Here is a 21754-nt window from a genome sequence, read left to right as displayed (position 1 = left end):
GAGCGGAATACCCGCAATATGTTGCTATATCGTTGAGTCATATACCAGAATTTTTGGAGTTTTGCGGAACTTAATAAACAAATGTTAGAGCTGCTTTCTTATTATTTATTCCCTGCACAGTTAATTTATTAAATTACAACACTTCCGGCGGAATCTCTGAAGCTCCGCTGCTATCAAAGCCTTTCACTTACAATCGCATCAGTTCGGAAGCAATGGTGGGGGTTCGCGCTTCACGGAACAATCCACCTAAAGCTTTGACGTTCGTTTTAACAGCGTGACGCTAAATGATGGTAAGCGAATGTTGCTGAAAAATCATCGGATTCGTTTGCGAGGTTATGATCACCCAAACACAGTAAAAAATGTTGGTTTTCAAAATGAATCATCTAAGTTAAGTTTGATTAGAATGGCATTCAGCGCGATATCTCTCGCATTCTTGACGAGGTAGCTAACGCGAAATACTGAACGGTGGAAAAGATGCTTCTGATAAATAAACAGCACCAGTGCGGCGTGGCATGGCAGCACGGGGAGTCTTTAAGGGATAACTAAGAGTGCGCTAACTCTGGACCGGAACCGGGTATAATCATTAAATATATCAAAACATGGGGTCCTATAAATTCTTTACTATTACGGATGGCGGGGTAAAGTCATTAATCATTTGGAGGGTGGTCAATATCAGAACTAATTACCTGCTGAAGATTTGCCGCATCTATTGTCTTTCACTAGAATTACCTGCAAAAACGATGGAATTAACAATACATAAAAAGACATTTCGGTGTCGGATTTTTCTATTCAGAAAGCCCGATATCTTTCAGCCGCATGTCAAGGGAGCGCACCCAAGTAATCTTTACAGTGTTGAGCCAGCCAGCGGAGTCGGTTCTAGCGGAGTTTTCAAAAACATTGAAGGCTGATCAGCAAATGTTTCTTACCTCTTAGCATCTTTGGGACAGCTGTTTGGGCCCTTATCAAGATGGTTCTGGAATAAAACTTATAAGAAGAAACTTAATATAAATTAACGGGCTTCGAAGACTCGTGGTTGGCGTTCTTCAACCCTTTTTAAAGCGGAACGTGAGGCTACAGTTATGGGTTTGGTTTAAGAGGTTTTATTCTCTTCGGGCCGCGTTAATATAACTAATTTCACCCCACTGCAAAATGCGGAGGATGGTTTCGTAGAAGACCTTGTTCAGATCATTACAGTATTTAGTTGTAAACTTCAAGGCAAGCGCTCTAAAAAGACCAAACAGATAATCAAGGAGTTGATTTCTGATGATATTGGCGAAGAAAGTCAGATTGATTCCAACGTCTGAACAAGAAAAAGTGCTTAGAAACCATGCTGGAGCTTCAAGATTCGCTTATAACTATTGTAAAAGAATGAGTGATAGATACTATAAGCTATTTGGAAAATCTGTTTCACAGTTAGCTTTACAGAAACGATTTACAAAGATCAAGAAGCGAAAGTGATATGAGTGGTTAAATGACATCAACGCACAAGTTCCAAAACAGGCTTCAAAAGATTTTGACAAGGCGCGAAAAAATTCGTTCAAAAAGTACAAAAATGGCTATCACACTTCTTATAAAACCAAAAAAGATTTAATCCAAGGATTTTATGCCAATTATGAAAGACTGATTATAGGAAAGAAAGTAGTTGATATTCAGTCTATTGGAGAAGTGAAAACAAGCCAACAACTACCAAGAAACAAAAAACCATCAAATCCAAGAGTTACATTTGATGGTCGTCACTGGTGGATTAGTGTAGGGTTCAAAGAAGAATTCGAACCACCAGAACTAACCAATGAGTCGATTGGTGTGGACGTTGGTTTAAAAGAGTTGTTTGTAGCTTCTAATGGTACGAAAGAACGAAATATAAACAAAGATGCTAAGGTTAAAAAACTTTTGAAAAGGAAAAAGTCAGCGCAAAGAGATATGTCTAGGAGATTTAAAAAAGGTGTAAAAATTCAATCTGCCGGATATGAAAAAGCTAAAACTGAGCACCTTCGGTTATCTAGGAAAATTACGAATATCCGAAATAACCATATCCATCAAGCAACAGCTAAATTGGTGAAAACCAAACCAATGAGGATTGTTGTGGAAGACTTACCTATCTCAAACCTGTTAAAAAACAAAAAACTATCGAAAGCATTTTCATTTCAAAAATTAAACTTCTTCTTTCAATGTTTATCATACAAGTGCGATAAGTATGGCATTGAGTATGTAAAAGCTGATAAATGGTTCGCCTCAAGCAAGATTTGCTCATGTTGTGGCGTTAAATACAACCATTCAGTTCAACCAGAAGGGCAGTGGAGTTTAAAAATACGTGAGTGGTGTTGTGTTGGGTGCAATAGCCATCACGAGAGGGATTTAAATGCTGCGATAAATTTATCAAGATGGGTAAAATAAATGCTTGGTAATAGGAGGTAACGATACTGCCTCGTGTGGAGTGTTATACCCCTCGTCCCTTCGGGGGTGCGAGAACACTTTGAAGCACTAACTTGTGTAAATTTGATTGAATTGTATAGATTTAGTTAAGTTTATCGTATCGGTATTCGTTTAATTGAAGCTGACCTATATGAATGTAATTTAGAAAAAGCAGATTTGCGTGAAGCGGATTTAACGGGCGCACAATTAGGTAAGGTGAAACTTAGTGGTGCGGATTTAAGAGGAGCTGTAGTTGATAGAGTTGATTTTAAAGCTTTTGATTTAAAAAACGTGAAATTAGATATAGCGCAGGCGGTTGCAGTTGCGAGATGTTATGGAGCAAAGGTGAATTAAATCATTTGTAACACCGTTCAATATATTGAACGGTGTTACAAATAGTAATGATTTTTAAAGATTGCCTTTTACCGCTTTTATAATATGATGTGTGAAATTGCTAATGTCAGGAGATGCTGAATATGGATAGCATAAAGATTAAACAACTATATGAAGCATTAAGAAAATCTTGGTCAATAGAAACGAGTTCTAAGTGGACGAGCGAAAGCCCAGCAAAGGGACAATGTGGTGTAACGGCCCTTATTGTCCAAGAATTGTGTGGGGGAGAGATAATAAAGACGAAGATAGGTGAAGTATGGCATTTCTACAATAAAGTAGATGGGAAAAGGTATGATTTTACTAGGACCCAATTTCATGAAACATTAAACTATATGGACATGAAGTCGAGCCGTGAAGAAGCATTTGCAGATACAAATGAAAAACAATATAGCATTTTGAAGGAAAAGACAACGAAAGAATTAAAATTATCTTTTGACTCTTAATCTTCAATAAGTTACTATAATGGTGGTAACTAATTAAAGGGAACTTCATAGAGTTGAAAGGGGAAATACTTTTGAAAACAACTTATGTAAACGCTACAATTGCAACGATGAATGAACAAAATGAAGTGATAGAAAATGGATATATCATTGTAGAAAATGATCAAATTATAGATATAAATAGCGGAGAATTCGCTAACGATTTTGAAGTAGATGAAGTAATTGACATGGAAGGAAAGTGGGTTTTACCAGGGCTTGTCAATACACATACACACGTTGTAATGAGTCTCTTAAGAGGTATTGGCGATGATATGTTATTGCAGCCATGGCTTGAGACGAGAATTTGGCCACTTGAAAGTCAGTTTACGCCAGAGCTTGCGGTCGCTAGCACGGAATTAGGATTACTTGAAATGGTGAAAAGTGGTACAACATCATTCTCTGATATGTTTAATCCTATTGGAGTAGACCAAGATGCAATTATGGAAACGGTATCAAGGAGTGGAATGCGTGCTGCTGTTTCAAGAACTTTATTTAGCTTCGGAACGAAAGACGATGAAAAGAAAGCGATAGAAGAAGCTGAGAAATATGTGAAGCGCTACTATAAAGAAAGTGGTATGTTAACTACGATGGTTGCGCCGCATAGTCCATATACATGTTCCACAGAACTGTTAGAAGAGTGTGCTCGTATTGCAGTAGAAAATCAAACGATGGTTCATATTCATCTTTCTGAAACAGAGCGTGAAGTACGTGATATTGAAGCACAGTATGGGAAGCGTCCAGTAGAATATGCAGCAAGTTGTGGATTGTTTAAACGTCCAACGGTTATTGCACACGGTGTAGTATTAAATGAAAATGAGCGTGCATTTTTAGCAGAACATGATGTTCGAGTAGCACATAACCCAAATAGTAATTTAAAACTAGGTTCTGGTATAGCGAATGTAAAAGCGATGCTAGAAGCAGGGATGAAAGTAGGAATTGCAACAGATAGTGTGGCGTCTAACAACAATTTAGATATGTTTGAAGAAATGCGCATTGCAACATTATTACAAAAAGGTATTCATCAAGATGCAACAGCATTACCAGTTGAAACAGCTCTTTCTCTTGCGACAAAAGGAGCTGCGGAAGTAATTGGTATGAAACAAACGGGATCACTTGAGGTTGGTAAGTGTGCTGATTTTATTACGATTGATCCATCTAATAAGCCACATTTACAACCGGCAGATGAAGTGTTATCACATCTTGTGTATGCAGCTAGTGGAAAAGATATAAGCGATGTAATTATTAATGGTAAACGTGTCGTTTGGAATGGTGAATGTAAAACGTTAGATGAAGAGCGTATTATATTTGAAGCAAGTCGTTATAAACGAGGTTTACAAAGATAGGTAATTTCAGGCTGTGGAGAAGACTTTCTCCACAGCCTATTTTTGTGCCTTTCCCTTTTTTATGTGTCAACACTGATAAAAAGAGGAGAAGGAGAGATTTTTTATTAGTGTTGATTAATAAAACAGAAGAGAATGGTTTAGATAAAATCACTAGTTTCAAAAAATCCTTCATGCAATCATTATTGCATGAAGGATTTTGATGTTTTCTTATTTTCTTGTCTCATTGACCCATGTAATAATGTCCCGGATGACATACTCGGGAACATTAGCAGGGATTTCGTATTCACTAGGAAGACTTGATTCCCCATCACCCTCGGTGAAAAAATGATTCAATTTCGGGTATTCTTTGAACTGGACATTCTTGCGGTTTGAAAGTCCTTCCTGCCATTTAGTATATTCATCTTTTACTGTTACTTGATAATCGCGTGCTCCTTGCAGAATGAGTAAAGGCTCTTTTCGTGATTTTGCCTCTTCAACTGGACGCCACCTAGAAACATCATACATAAAATGAGGCGACCCAAAATTGTAGCCAGCTGGAGGATGGTCAGGATTGAACGTAGGATCCTGGATAAAAGCGACCTGTCTTTTTAGTTCATCGATTTCTTCCTTTGACGCCCCAAGGTATTGATACTGATCAATGGCAATGTCAGTCAAAGGGCGAGCAGGTGGTGCAAGCAAGATACTTCCTCGGACAAGTGAGGAAGGCGCTTTGCTCAGTATACGAGGCATTGTGCCAGCTCCTAGGCTATGTCCAAGAATGAAAATATTATTTGGATCAATGCCTTCCTGCTGCGCTGCTGATTTTGCTGCATATATGGCATCATCTGTAGTATCACGGTCTAACGTAACAGGTTCTGTACTCATCTTTAATGCGTGTTCAAAGGTGCGTTTTTCATAGCGTAACACCGCAATTCTGTTGGACGAAAGGCCCGCCGCAATGTCTCGTAAGATTTTTGTCCCGAGATATGTACTATCGCGATCATGGATGCCAGCACCATGAACAAGAACAACTACGGGTACCTTTTCACCAGGCTTATGTTTCGGAACCGTTAATGTGGCTGGTAACGGATAGGTAGAATTTCCAATGACGATTTCACGTTCTTGATAGGAAGTAGGTTGATCATAGCTAGGATGCGGGATAATATAAGGTTCCGGAGGCATCCTTACCCCAACTTCATCTACTTTCCCGCCAGGTGTGAATTTAAGGAGTAACGGTATCGTAGTTCCTTGGGTAGTTCCTGGAATTTCCACCGTCTGATGGACCAAGTTTCGTTCTTTTATCACCGGGGTTCCCATGCTTTTTATCCCGCTCCAGTCACTTAGTTTCCACCAGTTTTGTAATGTGCTTGCTGTAAACTTGGATTGAAAAGCAGCAGACGTCAACTGAAGTGCCTCTGCATACTTACCTTGCTGGAGATATTCAAAAAATAATGATGTACGCTCCGTTAAAGAGATTCGTTTCTTTTCTGCAGATTGCTCCTCGCGTGTATCTGCGTGAATAGCTGTTGTAAGCGGGAAAGATGAAACACCTAAAGAAAAGAGTAGGGTAAAGGTAAGTACTGATTTTTGTATTTTCTTTTTTTTATTCATGTTTTAACCTCCAATATGTGATGGTAAAAAACAGGTATGGTAATTAGGGTTCTGGTGTAAAAACGTCTGAACCATTGATATGTTCATCTAAAACCAACAGTACTGACTTTGTCTTAATCGCTCTGGAAACTCTTAACCTCTTTTCCTTCACTTCATATTTTGACTATACGAAACAAAGCTCTCGTTTTTCTTACTTGAACCTTACAAAATCCTTAAGTATATAAGATTTGTAAAATAACACTTTCTATCCGAACTACTTTTTATATGTCAACACAGATAAAAAAGAGAAAAGGAAAAATTTCTTAGGATGATGCTTTAAAAATCATTGTGATGAAAGCGTATCTTTTTCTATGTAAGATTTAATTCCGAAAGAACATTTCCTTCATACAATTAAGGCGACAATTAGTTTTGATTTTATTAAGGAAAAGCTATCCTTTTTTAAAAGGATAGCTTTTTTTCTTGAACGAATAAATATTCAAAAGAATGTCGCATCTTTCTATTCATATTTCTGCTATAATATATAACGCTTTATAATATTTTATACTTAAGGAGAACAACTCATGAAGCGAAAGAAGAGCCGTTTAATGGTAATGGCACTTGTTACCGCTTTATTATTAACAGCTTGTAATAATAAAGCGAATAAAAGTGAAACAGAGGCAAAAAAACAAGTATTAAATGTAACAGTATCAGAAGAAATTCCTTCTCTTGATACTGCGAAAACGATGGATGGTACATCAGCACATGTTATGCAAAACATATTTGAAGGGTTGTATGTATTAGATGATCAAGATCAGCCTATTCCAGCAGTAGCAAAATCGTTTAAAAGAAGTGAAGATGGTAAAAAATATACATTTGATTTGCGTAAAGATGCAAAATGGTCAAATGGAGACAGTGTGACAGCAAATGATTTTATGTTTGCATGGAAACGTGCAATTAATTCTGAAACAGCGTCTCAATATGCGTACATGCTCTTTTACGTGAAAAATGCGAAAGAGATAAATAAGGGAACAATGCCTCTTGATGAACTTGGGGTTAAAGTTATAAATGATTATAAGTTAGAAGTGGAACTCGAACAGCCAATTCCTTATTTTTTACAGTTGTTAGCACTACCTATTTACTTACCACAGCATGAATCATTTTTGAAAGAACAAGGAAAGAATTATGCATTGGAACCTAGTAATCTCATATATAATGGGCCATTTGTATTAGAGAAATGGAAGCATGAACAAGAGTTTCAATTAAAGAAGAATGCTACATATTGGGATGAAAAGAAAGTGAAATTAGACGAGATAAACTTTCAAATTGTAAAAGATACAATGACGGTTGTTAATTTATACGAAGCTGGTGATTTGGATCGAGTGCCTATTAATTCGCAATTTGTAGACAAGTATAAAGGGAATAAGGAATTACATATGTCAAGCGATCCTGGAATTGCTATGCTACGTTTTAATGAGAAAAATAATGCGTTAGCAAATAAGAAAGTACGTCAATCTATTTCATTAGCGTTAAATAAGAAGGATTTTGTTACTCACTTTATTAATAACGGGGCAAAACCTGCAAGTGGACTTGTACCAGTTGGTCATGTAAATGAAGAGACTGGTAAAGATTTTAGAAAAGAAAACGGAGATCTTTCTCCATATGATTTGCAAAATGCGAAAAAGATTTGGGAAGAAGCGAAAAAAGAACTTGGAGTAGAACAAATAAAACTCGAGTTTTTAACGTTTGAACAAGATAACGCAAAACGTATGGCGGAATATATAAAAGGTGACTTAGAGAAGAATTTGCATGGATTAACGATACAAATTAAACAACAGCCATTTAAGCAGAAATTACAATTAGAACAAACAGGTGATTACGATATATCTATGGTAAATTGGGGACCAGATTATAAAGATCCAATTAGTTATTTAGAGCTATTTACGACAAATAATCCAAATAATAAAATGAATTATTCTAATCCTCATTACGATGAGCTAATAAAAAAGCTAAAAATGATCTTATACTAGATCAAAAGAAAAGATGGGAAGCGTTGCGAGAAGCTGAGCAGGTCATATTAGAGGACGCTGCGGTAGCGCCGCTTTATCATATTGGTTCCGCTTATGTACAAAAGGATTATGTAAAAGGAATTGAAAAGCATCAATTTGGTGGCGTTTATACTTATAAGAATGCTTATATCGATAATAAGTAAAACTATTAATCAAAAAAGAAACCTTACTTTTAAAAGTGAGGTTTCTTTTTTGGAATTATATCTATTAAACGGATTTTAATAAAGAATAAAAATTCGTATCATATGGGATATCATCTTGATACATATAGTTTTTTAGAATCCCTTCTTTTTCAAATCCTAATTTTAATAGCACTTTATTTGAAGCTTCGTTTTCAAGAAATACAATTGCCCCGATACGTTTTAAATGAAGCGTATGGAAGCCATAAGATATAATTTCAGAAACTGCCTCAGTAGCATATCCATTTCCCCAGTGTTCAGGCAAAAAGGCATAACTTATATTTGCTCGTTTATGTTCGGAAGACCAATCATGAAAACCAATTGTTCCGATGAGCCCTTTCTTGTCTTTTAATTCGATTCCCCATTTAATGCCGCTTCTTGCGTTGTACCCCAATTTAAAATTAGTAAGGATTTGTTTTACTTGATCCAAATTTTGCAATGGTTTTTGGCCATAATGGCGCAGGACATCGGTATTAGAAAAGCACTGTAATATACTCGGTGCATCTTCGTCGGTAAGTTCTCGTAAAATGAGTCGGTTGGTTTTTAATATAGGAAACATGCTTTCACTCCATTTCTTCTGAAACTAGAATGTGTTGTTATTATATAATTTAATCTGAAAATAAAGATTATTCAAGGGGTAAGGATGATTTTGAATCTATGGCTGTTAATCATATTTATTTACGACTAGATGAATCGGGGGTATTTTTGTTTCTTACACAAGTCGGTAACTCAGGAAGTTCAAGTGAACCACATTTACATATCCATCATCAAAGGCAGGATCCATCCAAGGTGAGTATGTTTTTCACTGAAGGCTTACCACTTTATTTTCGAACTGAAAAAGGTGCGATAATGCCGGAAAGAGGGACATACATAAGTGGTAAGTAGAAGGAAATCATTTCATACAAAAAGGGTATTCCAAATCAAATTTGGAATACCCTTTTTTATTAACCTACAAATGTTTGATACAGTAAGAAAATATTTAAAACGATAATAAGTGCAGCGATTAACCACGCGATAAATGTTGTAATGCGATGGTTGACGAGTGCACCCATAATCTTCTTATTACTTGTAAACATAATAAGTGGTACTAATGCAAAGGCAATACCGAAAGATAAGACAACTTGACTCATAACGAGAGCGTAAGTTGGATTTACACCTAAAGCGATAATAACGAGAGGCGGAATCATTGTTATAAATCGGCGTAAGTATAACGGAATATGCATTCGAATGAATCCTTGCATAATAATATCACCAGACATCGTACCAACAGAAGAACTAGATAAACCTGCTGATAAAAGTCCAATCCCAAATAATGCAGCCGATACAGGACCGACTAAATTACTGAACTGGTTAAAAGCAACATCAAGGTCTTCAACGTGCAAGCCGTTTTTAAAGAATAGTGCAGCTGCTACAATTAACATACTTGCATTAATTGCTCCAGCGATAACCATTGCAATAATAATATCGATGAATTCGAAGCGGAAAATCTTTTTCTTTTGTTCATCATTTGTTCCGACTACACGGCGCTGCGTTAAGGCCGAATGTAAATATATCGCGTGCGGCATCACTGTCGCACCTAAAATTCCAGCTGCTAAAAGGATGCTATCTACACCTTGGAATTTTGGAGTGAAAAGTCCGGAGAGTAGAGGGCTTAATTCCGGTTTTGCGTAAAAGACTTGGATACCAAAAGCGATAACAACGATAAAAATCATACCTGTTATGATAGCTTCTAATGGACGAAAGCCTCTGCGTTGAAATTCAAGAATAATAAATGATCCAACTGCTGTAATTAAAGCAGCTGGTAACATCGGAATTCCAAATAGTAAGTATAAGCCAAGTGCTGCCCCGATAAATTCAGCTAAATCTGTAGCCATAATAACGAGTTCCCCTTGTATCCATAAACCGATGGAAACTGGTTTGGGGAAGTTTTCGCGAGCTACTTCAGGAAGATTTCTCCCAGTAGCGATTCCTAATTTAGCTGATAAAGTTTGAATTAATACAGCCATTAAATTAGAAGCGAGTATTACCCAAAGCAATAAATACCCATATTGTGATCCAGCTGCGATATTTGTAGCGAAGTTCCCAGGATCAATATAAGCAACTGATGCGATGAAAGCAGGTCCTAAGAATGGTAACAGTCTTTTAAAGCCTTTTGTTTGTCCACTTAACGCTAAATGGGCTGATTGAACTGTTGTACTTTGAGAAGGGACTTGTTCATTTTTTGTTATATCTTTATTCATATTAGTATTCCCCTTTGAAATCTTAACTTGATTAAAGTTTCACTTTATTCTTACTCGTTATTTCAATACGTTTAGATATATGATGTGGCAATTTCATTTGAACATAAAAGTTTCCTTAATGCAAATTATATGACTGTGTGCAATGAATGGTGTGACGATGCAAAAATATTTTGGGAGTTTATGGTTGCTGAATAAGGGAGAAGATAATAAATTATAGGGTTGTTTTTGAAATTTATGTGAACATACAGCCTATATTACAGCATATTAATTGATGGAAATGAAATTGTATGATATATAATATATTGGGATTACAACCTAACCGTAGTGTTTTGTTCTGTAATCTTGTTTTTATTTCTGTTAACTTATAGAAAAAATTGTAAATAGAAGAAAATAGGCTACGTATAATTTTGTATATATTTTCTTATTATATATGTTTTGATATGAACGTTAACTTATACATGATTTTAAAATTTAGATAGGTGGTAGAAATACATTGGCAACTACAAAACCATATAGAGTATTACTATATTACATGTACACAACAATTGAAAACCCAGAAGAATTTGCTGAACAGCATTTAGAATTTTGTAAATCACTTGAGTTAAAAGGAAGAATTCTTGTAGCGACAGAAGGAATTAACGGAACTTGTTCTGGTACTGTTGAGCAAACAGAAAAATACGTGGAAGCGATGAACAATGACCCACGTTTTGCTGGAATCGTGTTTAAAATTGATGAGGCGGATGAACATGCATTCAAGAAAATGCACGTACGTCCTCGTTCAGAGTTAGTTACACTTCGTCTAGAAGACGACATTAACCCGAAAGAAATTACTGGGAAGTATTTAGAACCAAAAGATTTTTATGAGGCAATGAAACAAGAAGATACAGTTATCATTGATGCACGAAATGATTATGAATTTGATTTAGGACACTTCAAAGGTGCGATTAAACCAGATATTGAATCATTCCGTGAATTACCAGATTGGATTAGAGAAAATAAAGAAACACTTGAAGGTAAAAAGATTTTAACGTACTGTACAGGGGGAATTCGTTGTGAGAAATTCTCAGGTTGGTTAGTTCGTGAAGGTTATGAAGATGTAAGCCAGCTTCATGGCGGAATTGTAACGTACGGAAAAGATCCAGAAGTACAAGGTGAACTTTGGGATGGTCAATGTTACGTATTTGATGAGCGTATCGCTGTACCAGTAAACCAAAAAGAGCACGTTATCGTTGGTAAAGATCATTTTACAGGTGAACCTTGCGAGCGCTATGTAAACTGTGCAAACCCTGAATGTAACAAGAAAATTTTATGTTCTGAAGAAAGTGAAGCAAAACATTTACGTGCATGTTCTCATGAATGTCGTGTACACCCACGTAACCGTTACATCGTGCAACACGAATTAACAGAAGAGCAAGTAGCTGCTACATTAGAAAAAATCGAAGCAGGTAAGTAAGCAAAATTAGCTTAATAAAAAAACAGATGGTAGCATCGTAAAATGTACCCTACAGAATAGACACTGAAAAAAAAGTCTATTCTATAGGGTATTTCTTGTATAATGAGAGAAAATTGGGATCGGAGAAAGTTCAAAATGACAAAAAAGCTATTTACAGAAAGAGACATTCAAATTCTATCAAATAACCCCTACATAAAATCTGTAAGTCAGAAAGGTATCACTTATACACTTATACAGATGAATTTAAGCGTATTTTTATTGAGGAAAATGAGAAAGGAAAACTACCTCGAAATATTTTTGAAGAATGTGGTTTTGATATAGATATGATTGGAATGAAACGAATTATGTCATCAGGAAGTAGGTGGCGTGCTGCTTACAGAAAAAATGGTGTATTTGGTTTGCGAGATACACGCACCCAAAACGCGGGCGCGGGAAGAACTCTTGAGAGAGAGCTTACGTTAGAAGAGAAGTATGCTCGTTTAGAAGCCGAACGGAACTTACTAAAGGCAGAAAATGAATTGTTAAAAAAGATCAAACTTATGGAAGGGAGGATGAGAAGGAAATAACGTTATCACCTAGTCAGAAATATATCCTGATTCGTTCTGTCATCATAAAATATAACTTAAGAAATATGGTGAGTTATTTGTGTAAAGTAGTCGGTGTATCCCGTTCGGGATACTATAATTATTTTTCCATTTCATCTCAAGAACAACGGAAACAAAAGAACAATCAAGATGAAATCGTGAAAGAAATCATATTAAAAGCACTTCGATTTAGAAATCGAAAGAAAGGGGCTCGTCAAATAAAAATGACATTGGTGGGTCATTTTCAAGTTGTCTACAATTTAAAGCGTATCCGTAGAATCATGAAAAAATATGAGATTGTCTGTCCGATTCGGAAAGCAAATCCTTATAAAAGAATGCTGAAAGCTTCAAAAGAACATCGAGTAGTGCCGAATCAATTAAATCGAGAATTTAAACAAAACACCCCAGGAAAAACGCTTCTTACAGATATCACTTATTTAGTTTACGGTAAGAATAAAAGAGCTTATTTATCTACAATTTTAGATGGCTCAACCAATGAAATTTTAGCTTACCATGTTTCAGAACAGATGACATTAGACCTCGTAACAACAACTCTTCATAAACTAAAACGGAATAAGAGGATTCGATTGACTGAAGGTGCATATATTCATTCAGATCAAGGAGCCCACTACACAAGCCCTACCTACCAAAAATTAGTCAAAAAGCTAAAGCTCGGACAATCTATGTCAAGAAGAGGGAACTGTTGGGATAACGCTCCACAAGAATCATTTTTTGGTCATCTGAAAGATGAAGCACATATAAAACCTTGCGAGTCTTTTACTGAGTTGAAACAAGAGATTAAGAAATATATGACGTACTATAATCACTATAGATATCAATGGAATTTAAAAAAGATGACTCCTGTTGGATACAGAAATCATCTTCTTGATGTTGCCTAACTTTTTTAAAAATGTCCTTTACAAAGGGTACAGATTATCGTGCTGCCATCTGTTTTTTAGTTACTTTGTACTATCCTTCTCTTTCACAGCAGAAAGTACAGTTTGTTTTACCCATGCTTTTCTTCTTTTATGTTGTACACTCCATTGGTATAAACTTTGTATACCTAAAATAAGTGAAATGACTATACCGCTAATCGCTATTAATAGAGCGAAAAATTCAAAAGGCGATGATATTTTGTTTGAATCGGTGTTTCTTAAAAGGTCAATCATAGTAAACCCTAACATTTGGCCTACAACAGAATAGAGCGTTAAAATTAATAATAAGAGGCTATCTTTTTTTGAAGCAACATTTTCTTGATATTTAAATAAACTATCGAGATTTTGTTTCGCGTTCGTGTACAGTACTTCAATGTTAAAAAGTTTTCTTAGACGAAAGAAAATATCTTCACTTTGTGATTGGGATACTAATTCTAAAGAAAAATAATTAGCTGTAAACGAATTTATTGAATAAATTAATTTCTCTATCTCATTTGTATCTTGTTCAATATTTAATTCAGCATAGGCGTTTGCCATCTTTAATAAAACAACTTTATGAAATAAATTTAATAATAAAGCGTAATAAAACTCCCCGTACATTTGGCTAGCAAGTTTAGTGACTGCTTGTTCACCTTCATTTGTAATACATGTGAAAATATGTTCTTCCATAATAAAGTAACGGTTAGGAGCCCATCTTTGATAAGAATGTTTTGTTAAATAATTGTGAATATAAGGAACATTATTTGCACTAATATATGGCTTACCATCATCTGATAATCCAGAAAGACTGGAAGCTCGATATACATCGATTATATGAAGGTCTGACTCTTTGTTTATGGATAATAGAGTTTGTACATACATTCGCTGGTCTTCAAAGAAAGGGAATGTTTGAAAGTAAGAACTCCGCAATCTCTTGTTCTCAAAGAAGTCTGTTAAACCATGAAATAAATCACCGAATATAAGTTTTTCTACTTGTGAATATTTTTTTCCATCACATTCAATACAAATAGTCTCAGTCGTATCACTTTTAGTTTCAAGTACACGGAAGCGAGCCGCGAATTCAATTGCTTCTGATAATGTCATGTTAGGAGCGGTTTTTATTTCTGTCCGAATTGTTAAGAACCCAAGCTCATAAGGACAAAGTGTTACATCAATAGAATGTATCTTGAATGGAACGGAAATAAGGTTAGTTGTTAAATGTCCATTTAAATTAAGGTCTTTAGAATAGCGCTGTAATCCTTTTTGATGTTCTGAATGAGGAAAGAGAATTTTATTTGTAAAGGAAAGATAGTATGCTTCCATATTTTGATGTGAAACTTGAAATTTCCCGTAATATGTATTTTCATCTTCAAGATGATCGAGTCGAAAAGGTCGAAAATCATTTTTTTGTAAGAAAGGGAACATATTTTGTTCATATCCAGTTTTAAACGAAAACGGGAATATAAATTGAAATATAGCTGTTGTTACATCTTTTTCCTCGATTGTTTGTATTGCCTCCATTTACATTGTTTCCTTTCCGTATAAGCTATAGAAACAACATGCCCAATTTTTCTTGAAAATAACCTCTCTTGTTCATTAGATTAAGAATGAAAATTCAGCTTATTTAACAAGGGACATGTATAATGTTATGTATACTAAAATTAGTATAATTGTGTTAGAAAAAGGGGGATGTTGTATGCGTATTTTAGTATTAGGAGCTGGGGGCGTTGGCGGATTTTTCGGTGGCCGATTAGTAGAAAAGGGAGAAGATGTTACATTTCTCGTTCGCAGCAAAAGAAAACAGCAATTAGAAGAAAAAGGCCTTGTTATTCGTAGTGTTAATGGAGATTTTTCATTTCAACCGAAATTGGTAACGAAAGAAGATAGAACGACTCCATTTGATGTGATTTTATTTTCAACAAAAGCGTATCATTTACACGAGGCGACCATAGATTTAAAGCCGTTTGTAGGTAAAAATACTGTAATAATCCCATTGTTAAATGGTATCGCTCATTTATCACTATTACAAAAGGAATTCGGTGAAGAGAAAGTAATTGGCGGTCTATGCTTTATCGAGACGACATTAAACGATCAGGGAGAAATTGTACAAACGAGTGCTGCCAACAGACTTGTATTTGGGGAAATTAAGCCTCAAGATTCAGAGAGAATAAAGCTTATTTCTAAAACATTTGCAGATACAAAAGCTAGTTTTGTTTTAAGTGAAAATATTGTGCAAGATATGTGGCATAAATATTTATTTATCACCGTAATGTCAGGTGTGACAACATTAATGCGTGCGCCGATAGGACCGATTCGTGAGAGTGATGGAGGCCGAGAATTTATTAGGAACTTATTTGAAGAATCAGTGCAAATCATGAAATCTATGGGGGCTCCAGTTAAGGACAATATCGCCCAGGAACATATGAAAACGATTGATAAAATTTCGTATGACATGAAGTCATCGATGCAACGGGATATGGAAAAAGGTTCGCTCATTGAAGGGAAGCATTTACAAGGATACTTATTGAAATTAGCAGAGGAAATGTCTATAGATGTGCCTTTATTAAGTGTTGTGTATCAGAATTTAAAGGTATATGAAAAAATGATTTTTACTAAAGAAATGGTATGAAAAAGAGTAAAGGATAGCAAAATATAAATGTTGCTATCCTTTTTTTGTTTCTTTTTGACAATTTATTCGTTTCTTTTCGGTTTATCTGTCGTATTTCGTTCTCTTTCACGTTTACCATATAGCTGATTAATTTCATTTGCTACTGCATCTAAATAGGAATCGGAAAAAAGTGGCTTCTTTTCTTTAGACATACGGGACTCCTTTGTGGATTTTTAGTATTCATTATGTATATTTTTCGGTGGATTATGCGCAATCGTTTTAATTTTTTTCTTTTTTAAAATTTTTGTTTACTTTTTGAAAATAAAGGAGTATTATAATCCACAGTTTCAATTTTCTAAATCGCTGAAGCCGCATGGTGCGGGGGACCCGTTCTTATGGATTAGTACATAATCCAATGGGGTGAATCCTTGAAAAAGGTAGGGCTACTCATAGGCCCGAATCCGACAGCTAACCTCGTAAGCGTTATATTGAGAAGGAAGGTGGAGCTTGTGCGACAAAAAAAATAATGTCTACAAGTCTATTTCGTTATGGCTTGTAGACATTTTTGTTTTCTGAAGAAATAGTTTATCGCTGTAACTAGCAGAATCGTTCGTACAAAATTATTGGAGAGTGGACAGCATTGGTTTCATCTATTAAAAGATTTTTAATTGGAAGACCGTTAAAATCAACTGAGTTAGGAGAGCAAAAGCTTAATAAAACGAAGGCGCTAGCCATTTTATCTTCTGACGCATTGTCATCGGTTGCATACGGACCAGAGCAAATATTAATTGCACTAGCAGGTCTTGGAGCAATAGCTTATTGGTATTCCATTCCGATAGCTGTTGGGGTATTAGTATTATTGACAGCTCTTATTTTATCTTATCGACAAATTATTTTTGCTTACCCTCATGGCGGCGGAGCATATGTTGTATCAAAAGAAAATTTAGGGATGAATCCGGGATTAATAGCTGGAGGATCTTTATTAGTCGATTACATTTTAACTGTTGCAGTAAGTGTGTCCGCAGGTACAGATGCGCTCACATCAGCTTTTCCTAGTTTACATGCACATAATGTAATCATTGCGATTATATTTGTCATATTGATTACCATCTTAAATTTAAGAGGCGTAACGGAATCAGCTTCCGTTTTAGCATATCCGGTTTATTTATTCGTTGTAGCATTATTTATATTAATTGGTGTAGGAATATATAATATTTTGACTGGTCACGTTTCACCCACGCTGCATTCGCCAATTGGAACACCAGTTGCGGGAATTAGTTTGTTCTTACTGTTACGAGCATTTGCTTCAGGAAGCTCTGCTTTAACGGGTGTTGAGGCGATATCTAACGCAATTCCAAACTTTAAAGATCCTGCACCTAACAATGCAGCGAAAACATTGCTTGCAATGGGTGCATTACTTGCAGTTTTATTTTCTGGAATTGTCTTTTTAGCTTATTATTACGGAATTAATCCAAGTAAGGAAGTAACAGTCGTTTCACAAATTGCTGAACAAACTTTTGGACGTAATTTCATGTACTATTTCATACAAGGTACAACAGCTTTAATATTAATTCTTGCGGCTAACACAGGTTATTCTGCATTTCCACTATTAGCGGTTAATCTTGCAAAAGATAAGTTCATACCGAGAATGTTTACGATTAGAGGAGACCGCCTAGGTTATTCAAACGGTATTATTATACTTGGGATTTCTTCGATTATTTTAATTGTAGCTTTTCAGGGGAAAACAGAACACTTGATTCCGCTATATGCAGTAGGGGTATTTATTCCGTTTACACTTTCTCAAACTGGAATGGTACTAAAATGGCTTCGTGAAAAGCCTGAAGGATGGGCTTTAAGATTAACGGTTAATTTAATTGGTGCAGTCATTAGTTTTATCGTTATGAGCATGTTCTTTTTAACTAAGTTCGCACAAGTTTGGTCAATCCTTATTTTCTTACCTTTCATTATCTTCTTGTTCCATCGAATTAAGAAGCATTATGATGCAGTGGGCGATCAATTAAGTTTAAAAACTTGTGAACCACTTGTTCCGATTAAAGGGAATGTAATTGTCGTTCCAGTAGCTGGTATGACTCATGTAGTAGAAAATTCATTGAACTATGCTAAGGCTCTTTCTGCAGATCAAGTTATCGCTGTATATGTTGCTTTTGACAGAGAAGAGGAAAAGAAATTTGAAGAGAAATGGGAGAAGTGGCAACCTGAAGTAAGGCTTGTTACATTACATTCTCATTATAGAAGCATTATTCAGCCGCTTACAAAATTTATTGACACAGTGCAATATAAAGCGAGTGAATCAAATTACCGAGTTACGGTCGTTATACCACAGTTTATTCCGAAAAAAGGTTGGCATAACATTCTTCATAATCAGTCTAGTTTACTCATTCGTGCGTATTTACTCTATAAAAGAAATGTTGTTATTACGACAGTACCGTATCATTTGAAAAAGTAAGGGAATTTTTTAAGGATAACTTCACGAAAGTGAAGTTATCCTTTTTGTGTATATGCTATGCATAATTGCATATGGATTTAAAAAATATATTAGTATAATTTTAATAGCTATGAATATGTAGTGTTTCCTGTTGTGGTATATAGATAGTTTAATCGAGAAAGTGAATTGAATTTTATTTTGGGATAAGGACATGAGAGCTTGAAAATAAAGGGAATTAAAATACTTCTTTACGTTATATAAATAGCTGTGTTTAAATGACCTTACAGTACAAAACTTACATGAAAACAAAACGAAATTTCATACTTTCACACGTTAATTAGTTTAAAATGAATAATATTTTCATGTAATATATTCACTGTGTGAATGTGGAAATCGCAATAAAATAGAAAATTTATACAGTTCTATTCATACTAAGCACATATGAAAAGTTATGAAGTGTTTTATAACAATAAGTAAGTACTGTAGAAATAAAGTTTGAGAGAGGTGGTTCGTACATAACTCACGGTGAGAACGTTCTCTATTTTTAACCATCTCAAATCATTTGCAAGAAAATAGAATACTAAAATGCGATAGTAATAGTTGCTAATACATAGGAGGAGTTAAAGTGAAAAAGACTTTAATTACAGGGTTATTGGTTACAGCAGTATCTACGAGTTGCTTCGTTCCTGTAAGCGCTTACGCTAAGGAGGGGCAAACAGAAGTGAAAACAGTATATGCGCAAAATGTAATTGCTCCAAATACATTATCCAATTCAATTAGAATGTTAGGATCACAGTCACCGCTTATACAAGCATACGGATTAGTTATTTTGCAACAGCCAGACATTAAGGTAAACGCTATGAGTAGTTTAACGAATCATCAAAAATTTGCAAAAACGAATGTACGAGAGTGGATTGATGAATATAATCCGAAGCTAATCGACTTAAATCAAGAGATGATGAGATACAGCACTAGATTTAATAGCTATTATAGTAAGCTCTATGAACTAGCAGGAAAAGTAAATGAAGATGAACAGGCAAAAGCAGATTTTACAAACGCATATGGAAAATTACAATTGCAAGTCCAAAGCATTCAAGAGAGTATGGAGCAAGATTTATTAGAGTTAAATCGATTTAAAACGGTATTAGACAAAGATAGTAATAACTTATCAACTAAAGCTGATGAAGCAATAAAAACACTGCAAGGATCAAGTGGAGATATTGTGAAATTAAGAGAAGACATAAAAAGAATTCAAGGGGAAATTCAAGCTGAACTAACTACTATTTTGAATAGACCACAAGAAATTATTAAAGGTTCTATTAATATCGGTAAACAAGTATTTACAATTACAAATCAAACTGCACAAACGAAAACAATCGACTTTGTTTCTATCGGTACTTTAAGTAATGAAATTGTAAATGCTGCAGATAGTCAAACGAGGGAAGCAGCTCTTCGTATTCAACAAAAGCAAAAAGAGTTATTACCGCTAATTCAGAAGTTATCACAAACTGAATTAGAGGCGACTCAAATTACATTTGTTGAAGATCAAGTAAGCAGCTTTACAGAACTAATTGATCGCCAAATTACAACTTTAGAAACGTTATTAACGGATTGGAAAGTTTTAAATAATAATATGATCCAAATTCAAACAAATATTGAAGAAGGCACGTATACAGACAGTAGTTTACTTCAAAAACATTTCAATCAACTTAAAAAAGTAAGTGATGAAATGAATAAGCAAACAAATCAATTTGAAGATTACGTTACAAACGTTGAAGTACATTAAACAGAAAAATAATTAGCGATATAGGGAGAGAAGAAAAATGACAAAAAAACCATATAAAGTAATGGCTCTATCAGCACTTATGGCAGTATTTGCAGCAGGGAATATTATGCCGGCCCATACGTATGCAGCTGAAAGTACAGTGAAACAAGCTCCAGTTCATGCTGTAGCAAAAGCTTATAATGACTACGAAGAATATTCATTAGGACCAGAAGGCCTGAAAGATGCAATGGAAAGAACAGGTTCAAACGCTTTAGTAATGGATCTGTACGCTTTAACAATTATTAAACAAGGTAATGTTAACTTTGGTAATGTATCGTCTGTTGATGCGGCTTTAAAAGGGAAAGTGATTCAGCACCAGGATACAGCTAGAGGAAATGCGAAGCAATGGTTAGATGTATTAAAACCACAGCTTATTTCAACGAATCAAAATATTATTAATTACAATACGAAATTCCAAAACTATTATGATACTTTAGTTGCTGCGGTTGATGCAAAGGATAAAGCAACTCTTACGAAAGGTCTAACTAGATTATCAAGTAGTATTACTGAAAATAAAGCGCAAGTAGATCAGTTAGTAGAAGACTTAAAGAAATTCCGAAATAAAATGACGTCGGATACTCAAAATTTCAAGGGAGATGCAAATCAAATTACATCTATATTAGCTAGTCAAGATGCTGGAATTCCGCTTCTGCAAAATCAAATTACAACGTACAATGAAGCGATTAGTAAATATAATGCAATTATTATCGGTTCATCAGTTGCGACAGCTCTAGGGCCAATTGCAATTATCGGTGGTGCAGTAGTTATTGCTACAGGTGCAGGAACGCCGCTAGGAGTCGCGTTAATTGCAGGTGGTGCAGCAGCTGTAGGTGGTGGAACAGCTGGAATCGTATTAGCGAAGAAAGAGCTTGATAATGCACAGGCAGAAATTCAAAAGATAACAGGACAAGTTACAACTGCCCAATTAGAAGTGGCAGGACTAACGAACATTAAAACACAAACTGAGTATTTAACAAACACAATTGATACAGCAATTACAGCGTTGCAAAATATTTCAAACCAATGGTATACAATGGGATCGAAATATAATTCATTACTTCAAAATGTAGACTCTATTAGTCCAAACGACCTTGTTTTCATTAAGGAAGACTTGAATATAGCTAAAGATAGCTGGAAAAACATTAAAGACTATGCAGAAAAGATTTATGCTGAAGATATTAAAGTAGTAGATACGAAAAAAGCATAATTGAATAAGAATCGTAAGAGCGTTAAGTATTAATGA

12 protein-coding genes, 6 pseudogenes and 1 riboswitch are annotated in these 21754 nt (G+C 35.2%); of the genes and pseudogenes, 13 read left to right on the top strand and 5 right to left on the bottom strand.

All coding sequences use genetic code 11. The features are described from left to right. Window positions 1-1160 precede the first annotated feature (1160 nt). From JFU18_RS29805 to JFU18_RS06385, 5 genes and pseudogenes are all read left to right on the top strand, one after another. Window positions 1161-1304, top strand: a pseudogene (locus JFU18_RS29805) (IS607 family transposase); the annotation flags it as partial. Next, window positions 1264-2394, top strand: a pseudogene (locus JFU18_RS06400) (RNA-guided endonuclease InsQ/TnpB family protein). The pseudogenes JFU18_RS29805 and JFU18_RS06400, both read left to right, overlap by 41 nt. Window positions 2395-2535: 141 nt before the next feature. After that, window positions 2536-2766, top strand: a pseudogene (locus JFU18_RS06395) (pentapeptide repeat-containing protein); the annotation flags it as partial. 122 nt (window positions 2767-2888) lie between these two features. Next, window positions 2889-3248 carry a YunG family protein gene (locus JFU18_RS06390; RefSeq protein ID WP_002086281.1) on the top strand — a complete coding sequence of 120 codons (360 nt, stop codon included), beginning with the start codon at window positions 2889-2891 and terminating at the stop codon, window positions 3246-3248. Between the two features lie 53 nt (window positions 3249-3301). Beyond that, complete coding sequence (locus tag JFU18_RS06385) at window positions 3302-4627, top strand: bifunctional S-methyl-5'-thioadenosine deaminase/S-adenosylhomocysteine deaminase (RefSeq protein WP_201032967.1); 1326 nt, start codon at window positions 3302-3304, stop codon at window positions 4625-4627. Window positions 4628-4834: 207 nt separating this feature from the next. On the opposite strand, the gene JFU18_RS06380 is transcribed toward JFU18_RS06385, so the two are convergent. Next, a complete protein-coding gene (locus tag JFU18_RS06380) occupies window positions 4835-6217 on the bottom strand; it encodes an alpha/beta hydrolase (protein WP_201033626.1) in 1383 nt (460 codons plus the stop codon). A 560-nt stretch (window positions 6218-6777) separates the two neighbouring features. On the opposite strand from JFU18_RS06380, the pseudogene JFU18_RS06375 reads away from it, so the two are divergent. Then, window positions 6778-8405: pseudogene (locus tag JFU18_RS06375) on the top strand (peptide ABC transporter substrate-binding protein). Between the two features lie 64 nt (window positions 8406-8469). Here the strand turns inward: JFU18_RS06375 and JFU18_RS06370 are convergent. After that, complete coding sequence (locus tag JFU18_RS06370; RefSeq protein WP_002126807.1) at window positions 8470-9000, bottom strand: GNAT family N-acetyltransferase; 531 nt, start codon at window positions 8998-9000, stop codon at window positions 8470-8472. 53 nt (window positions 9001-9053) lie between these two features. Here JFU18_RS06370 and JFU18_RS06365 point away from each other — a divergent pair. Next, a pseudogene (locus JFU18_RS06365) lies at window positions 9054-9326 on the top strand (M23 family peptidase); the annotation flags it as partial. Window positions 9327-9385: 59 nt separating this feature from the next. Here JFU18_RS06365 and JFU18_RS06360 read toward each other — a convergent pair. Then, entirely contained in the window at window positions 9386-10681 is a 1296-nt protein-coding gene (locus JFU18_RS06360) for an Nramp family divalent metal transporter (protein WP_016103141.1), read from the bottom strand. A 493-nt stretch (window positions 10682-11174) separates the two neighbouring features. Here JFU18_RS06360 and trhO point away from each other — a divergent pair, with 493 nt between their 5' ends. Beyond that, complete coding sequence (gene trhO, locus JFU18_RS06355) at window positions 11175-12134, top strand: oxygen-dependent tRNA uridine(34) hydroxylase TrhO (protein ID WP_002086277.1); 960 nt, start codon at window positions 11175-11177, stop codon at window positions 12132-12134. Window positions 12135-12269: 135 nt separating this feature from the next. Continuing rightward, a pseudogene (locus JFU18_RS06350) lies at window positions 12270-13617 on the top strand (IS3 family transposase). 60 nt (window positions 13618-13677) lie between these two features. On the opposite strand, the gene JFU18_RS06345 reads toward JFU18_RS06350, so the two are convergent. Beyond that, on the bottom strand, window positions 13678-15153 hold the full coding sequence (locus JFU18_RS06345; RefSeq protein ID WP_078185667.1) for a hypothetical protein: 1476 nt from the start codon (window positions 15151-15153) through the stop codon (window positions 13678-13680). 175 nt (window positions 15154-15328) lie between these two features. On the opposite strand from JFU18_RS06345, the gene panE reads away from it, so the two are divergent. Beyond that, complete coding sequence (gene panE / locus JFU18_RS06340) at window positions 15329-16261, top strand: 2-dehydropantoate 2-reductase (protein ID WP_061675695.1); 933 nt, start codon at window positions 15329-15331, stop codon at window positions 16259-16261. A 62-nt stretch (window positions 16262-16323) separates the two neighbouring features. Here the strand turns inward: panE and JFU18_RS30180 are convergent, their stop codons facing one another. Then, on the bottom strand, window positions 16324-16452 hold the full coding sequence (locus tag JFU18_RS30180; RefSeq protein ID WP_002086273.1) for a hypothetical protein: 129 nt from the start codon (window positions 16450-16452) through the stop codon (window positions 16324-16326). Between the two features lie 139 nt (window positions 16453-16591). Next, a riboswitch (cyclic di-AMP (ydaO/yuaA leader) is annotated at window positions 16592-16738 on the top strand. A gap of 142 nt (window positions 16739-16880) precedes the next feature. Here JFU18_RS30180 and JFU18_RS06335 point away from each other — a divergent pair. The 3 genes from JFU18_RS06335 (at window position 16881) to nheB (ending at window position 21718) form a co-directional block, all read left to right on the top strand. Beyond that, window positions 16881-18707 carry an APC family permease gene (locus JFU18_RS06335; protein WP_201032971.1) on the top strand — a complete coding sequence of 609 codons (1827 nt, stop codon included), beginning with the start codon at window positions 16881-16883 and terminating at the stop codon, window positions 18705-18707. A gap of 604 nt (window positions 18708-19311) precedes the next feature. Next, entirely contained in the window at window positions 19312-20472 is a 1161-nt protein-coding gene (gene nheA, locus JFU18_RS06330; RefSeq protein WP_201032972.1) for a non-hemolytic enterotoxin NHE subunit A, read from the top strand. 37 nt (window positions 20473-20509) lie between these two features. Then, window positions 20510-21718, top strand: coding sequence for a non-hemolytic enterotoxin NHE subunit B (nheB, locus tag JFU18_RS06325; protein WP_201032973.1), 1209 nt, complete (start codon window positions 20510-20512; stop codon window positions 21716-21718). The last annotated feature ends 36 nt before the right edge of the window (window positions 21719-21754 follow it).

The organism is Bacillus sp. TH22, assembly GCF_016651015.1.
GTDB lineage: Bacteria > Bacillota > Bacilli > Bacillales > Bacillaceae_G > Bacillus_A > Bacillus_A mycoides.
The sequence above is the reverse complement of the archived record's forward strand: the minus strand, read 5'-3'. Positions and strand labels throughout refer to the sequence as shown.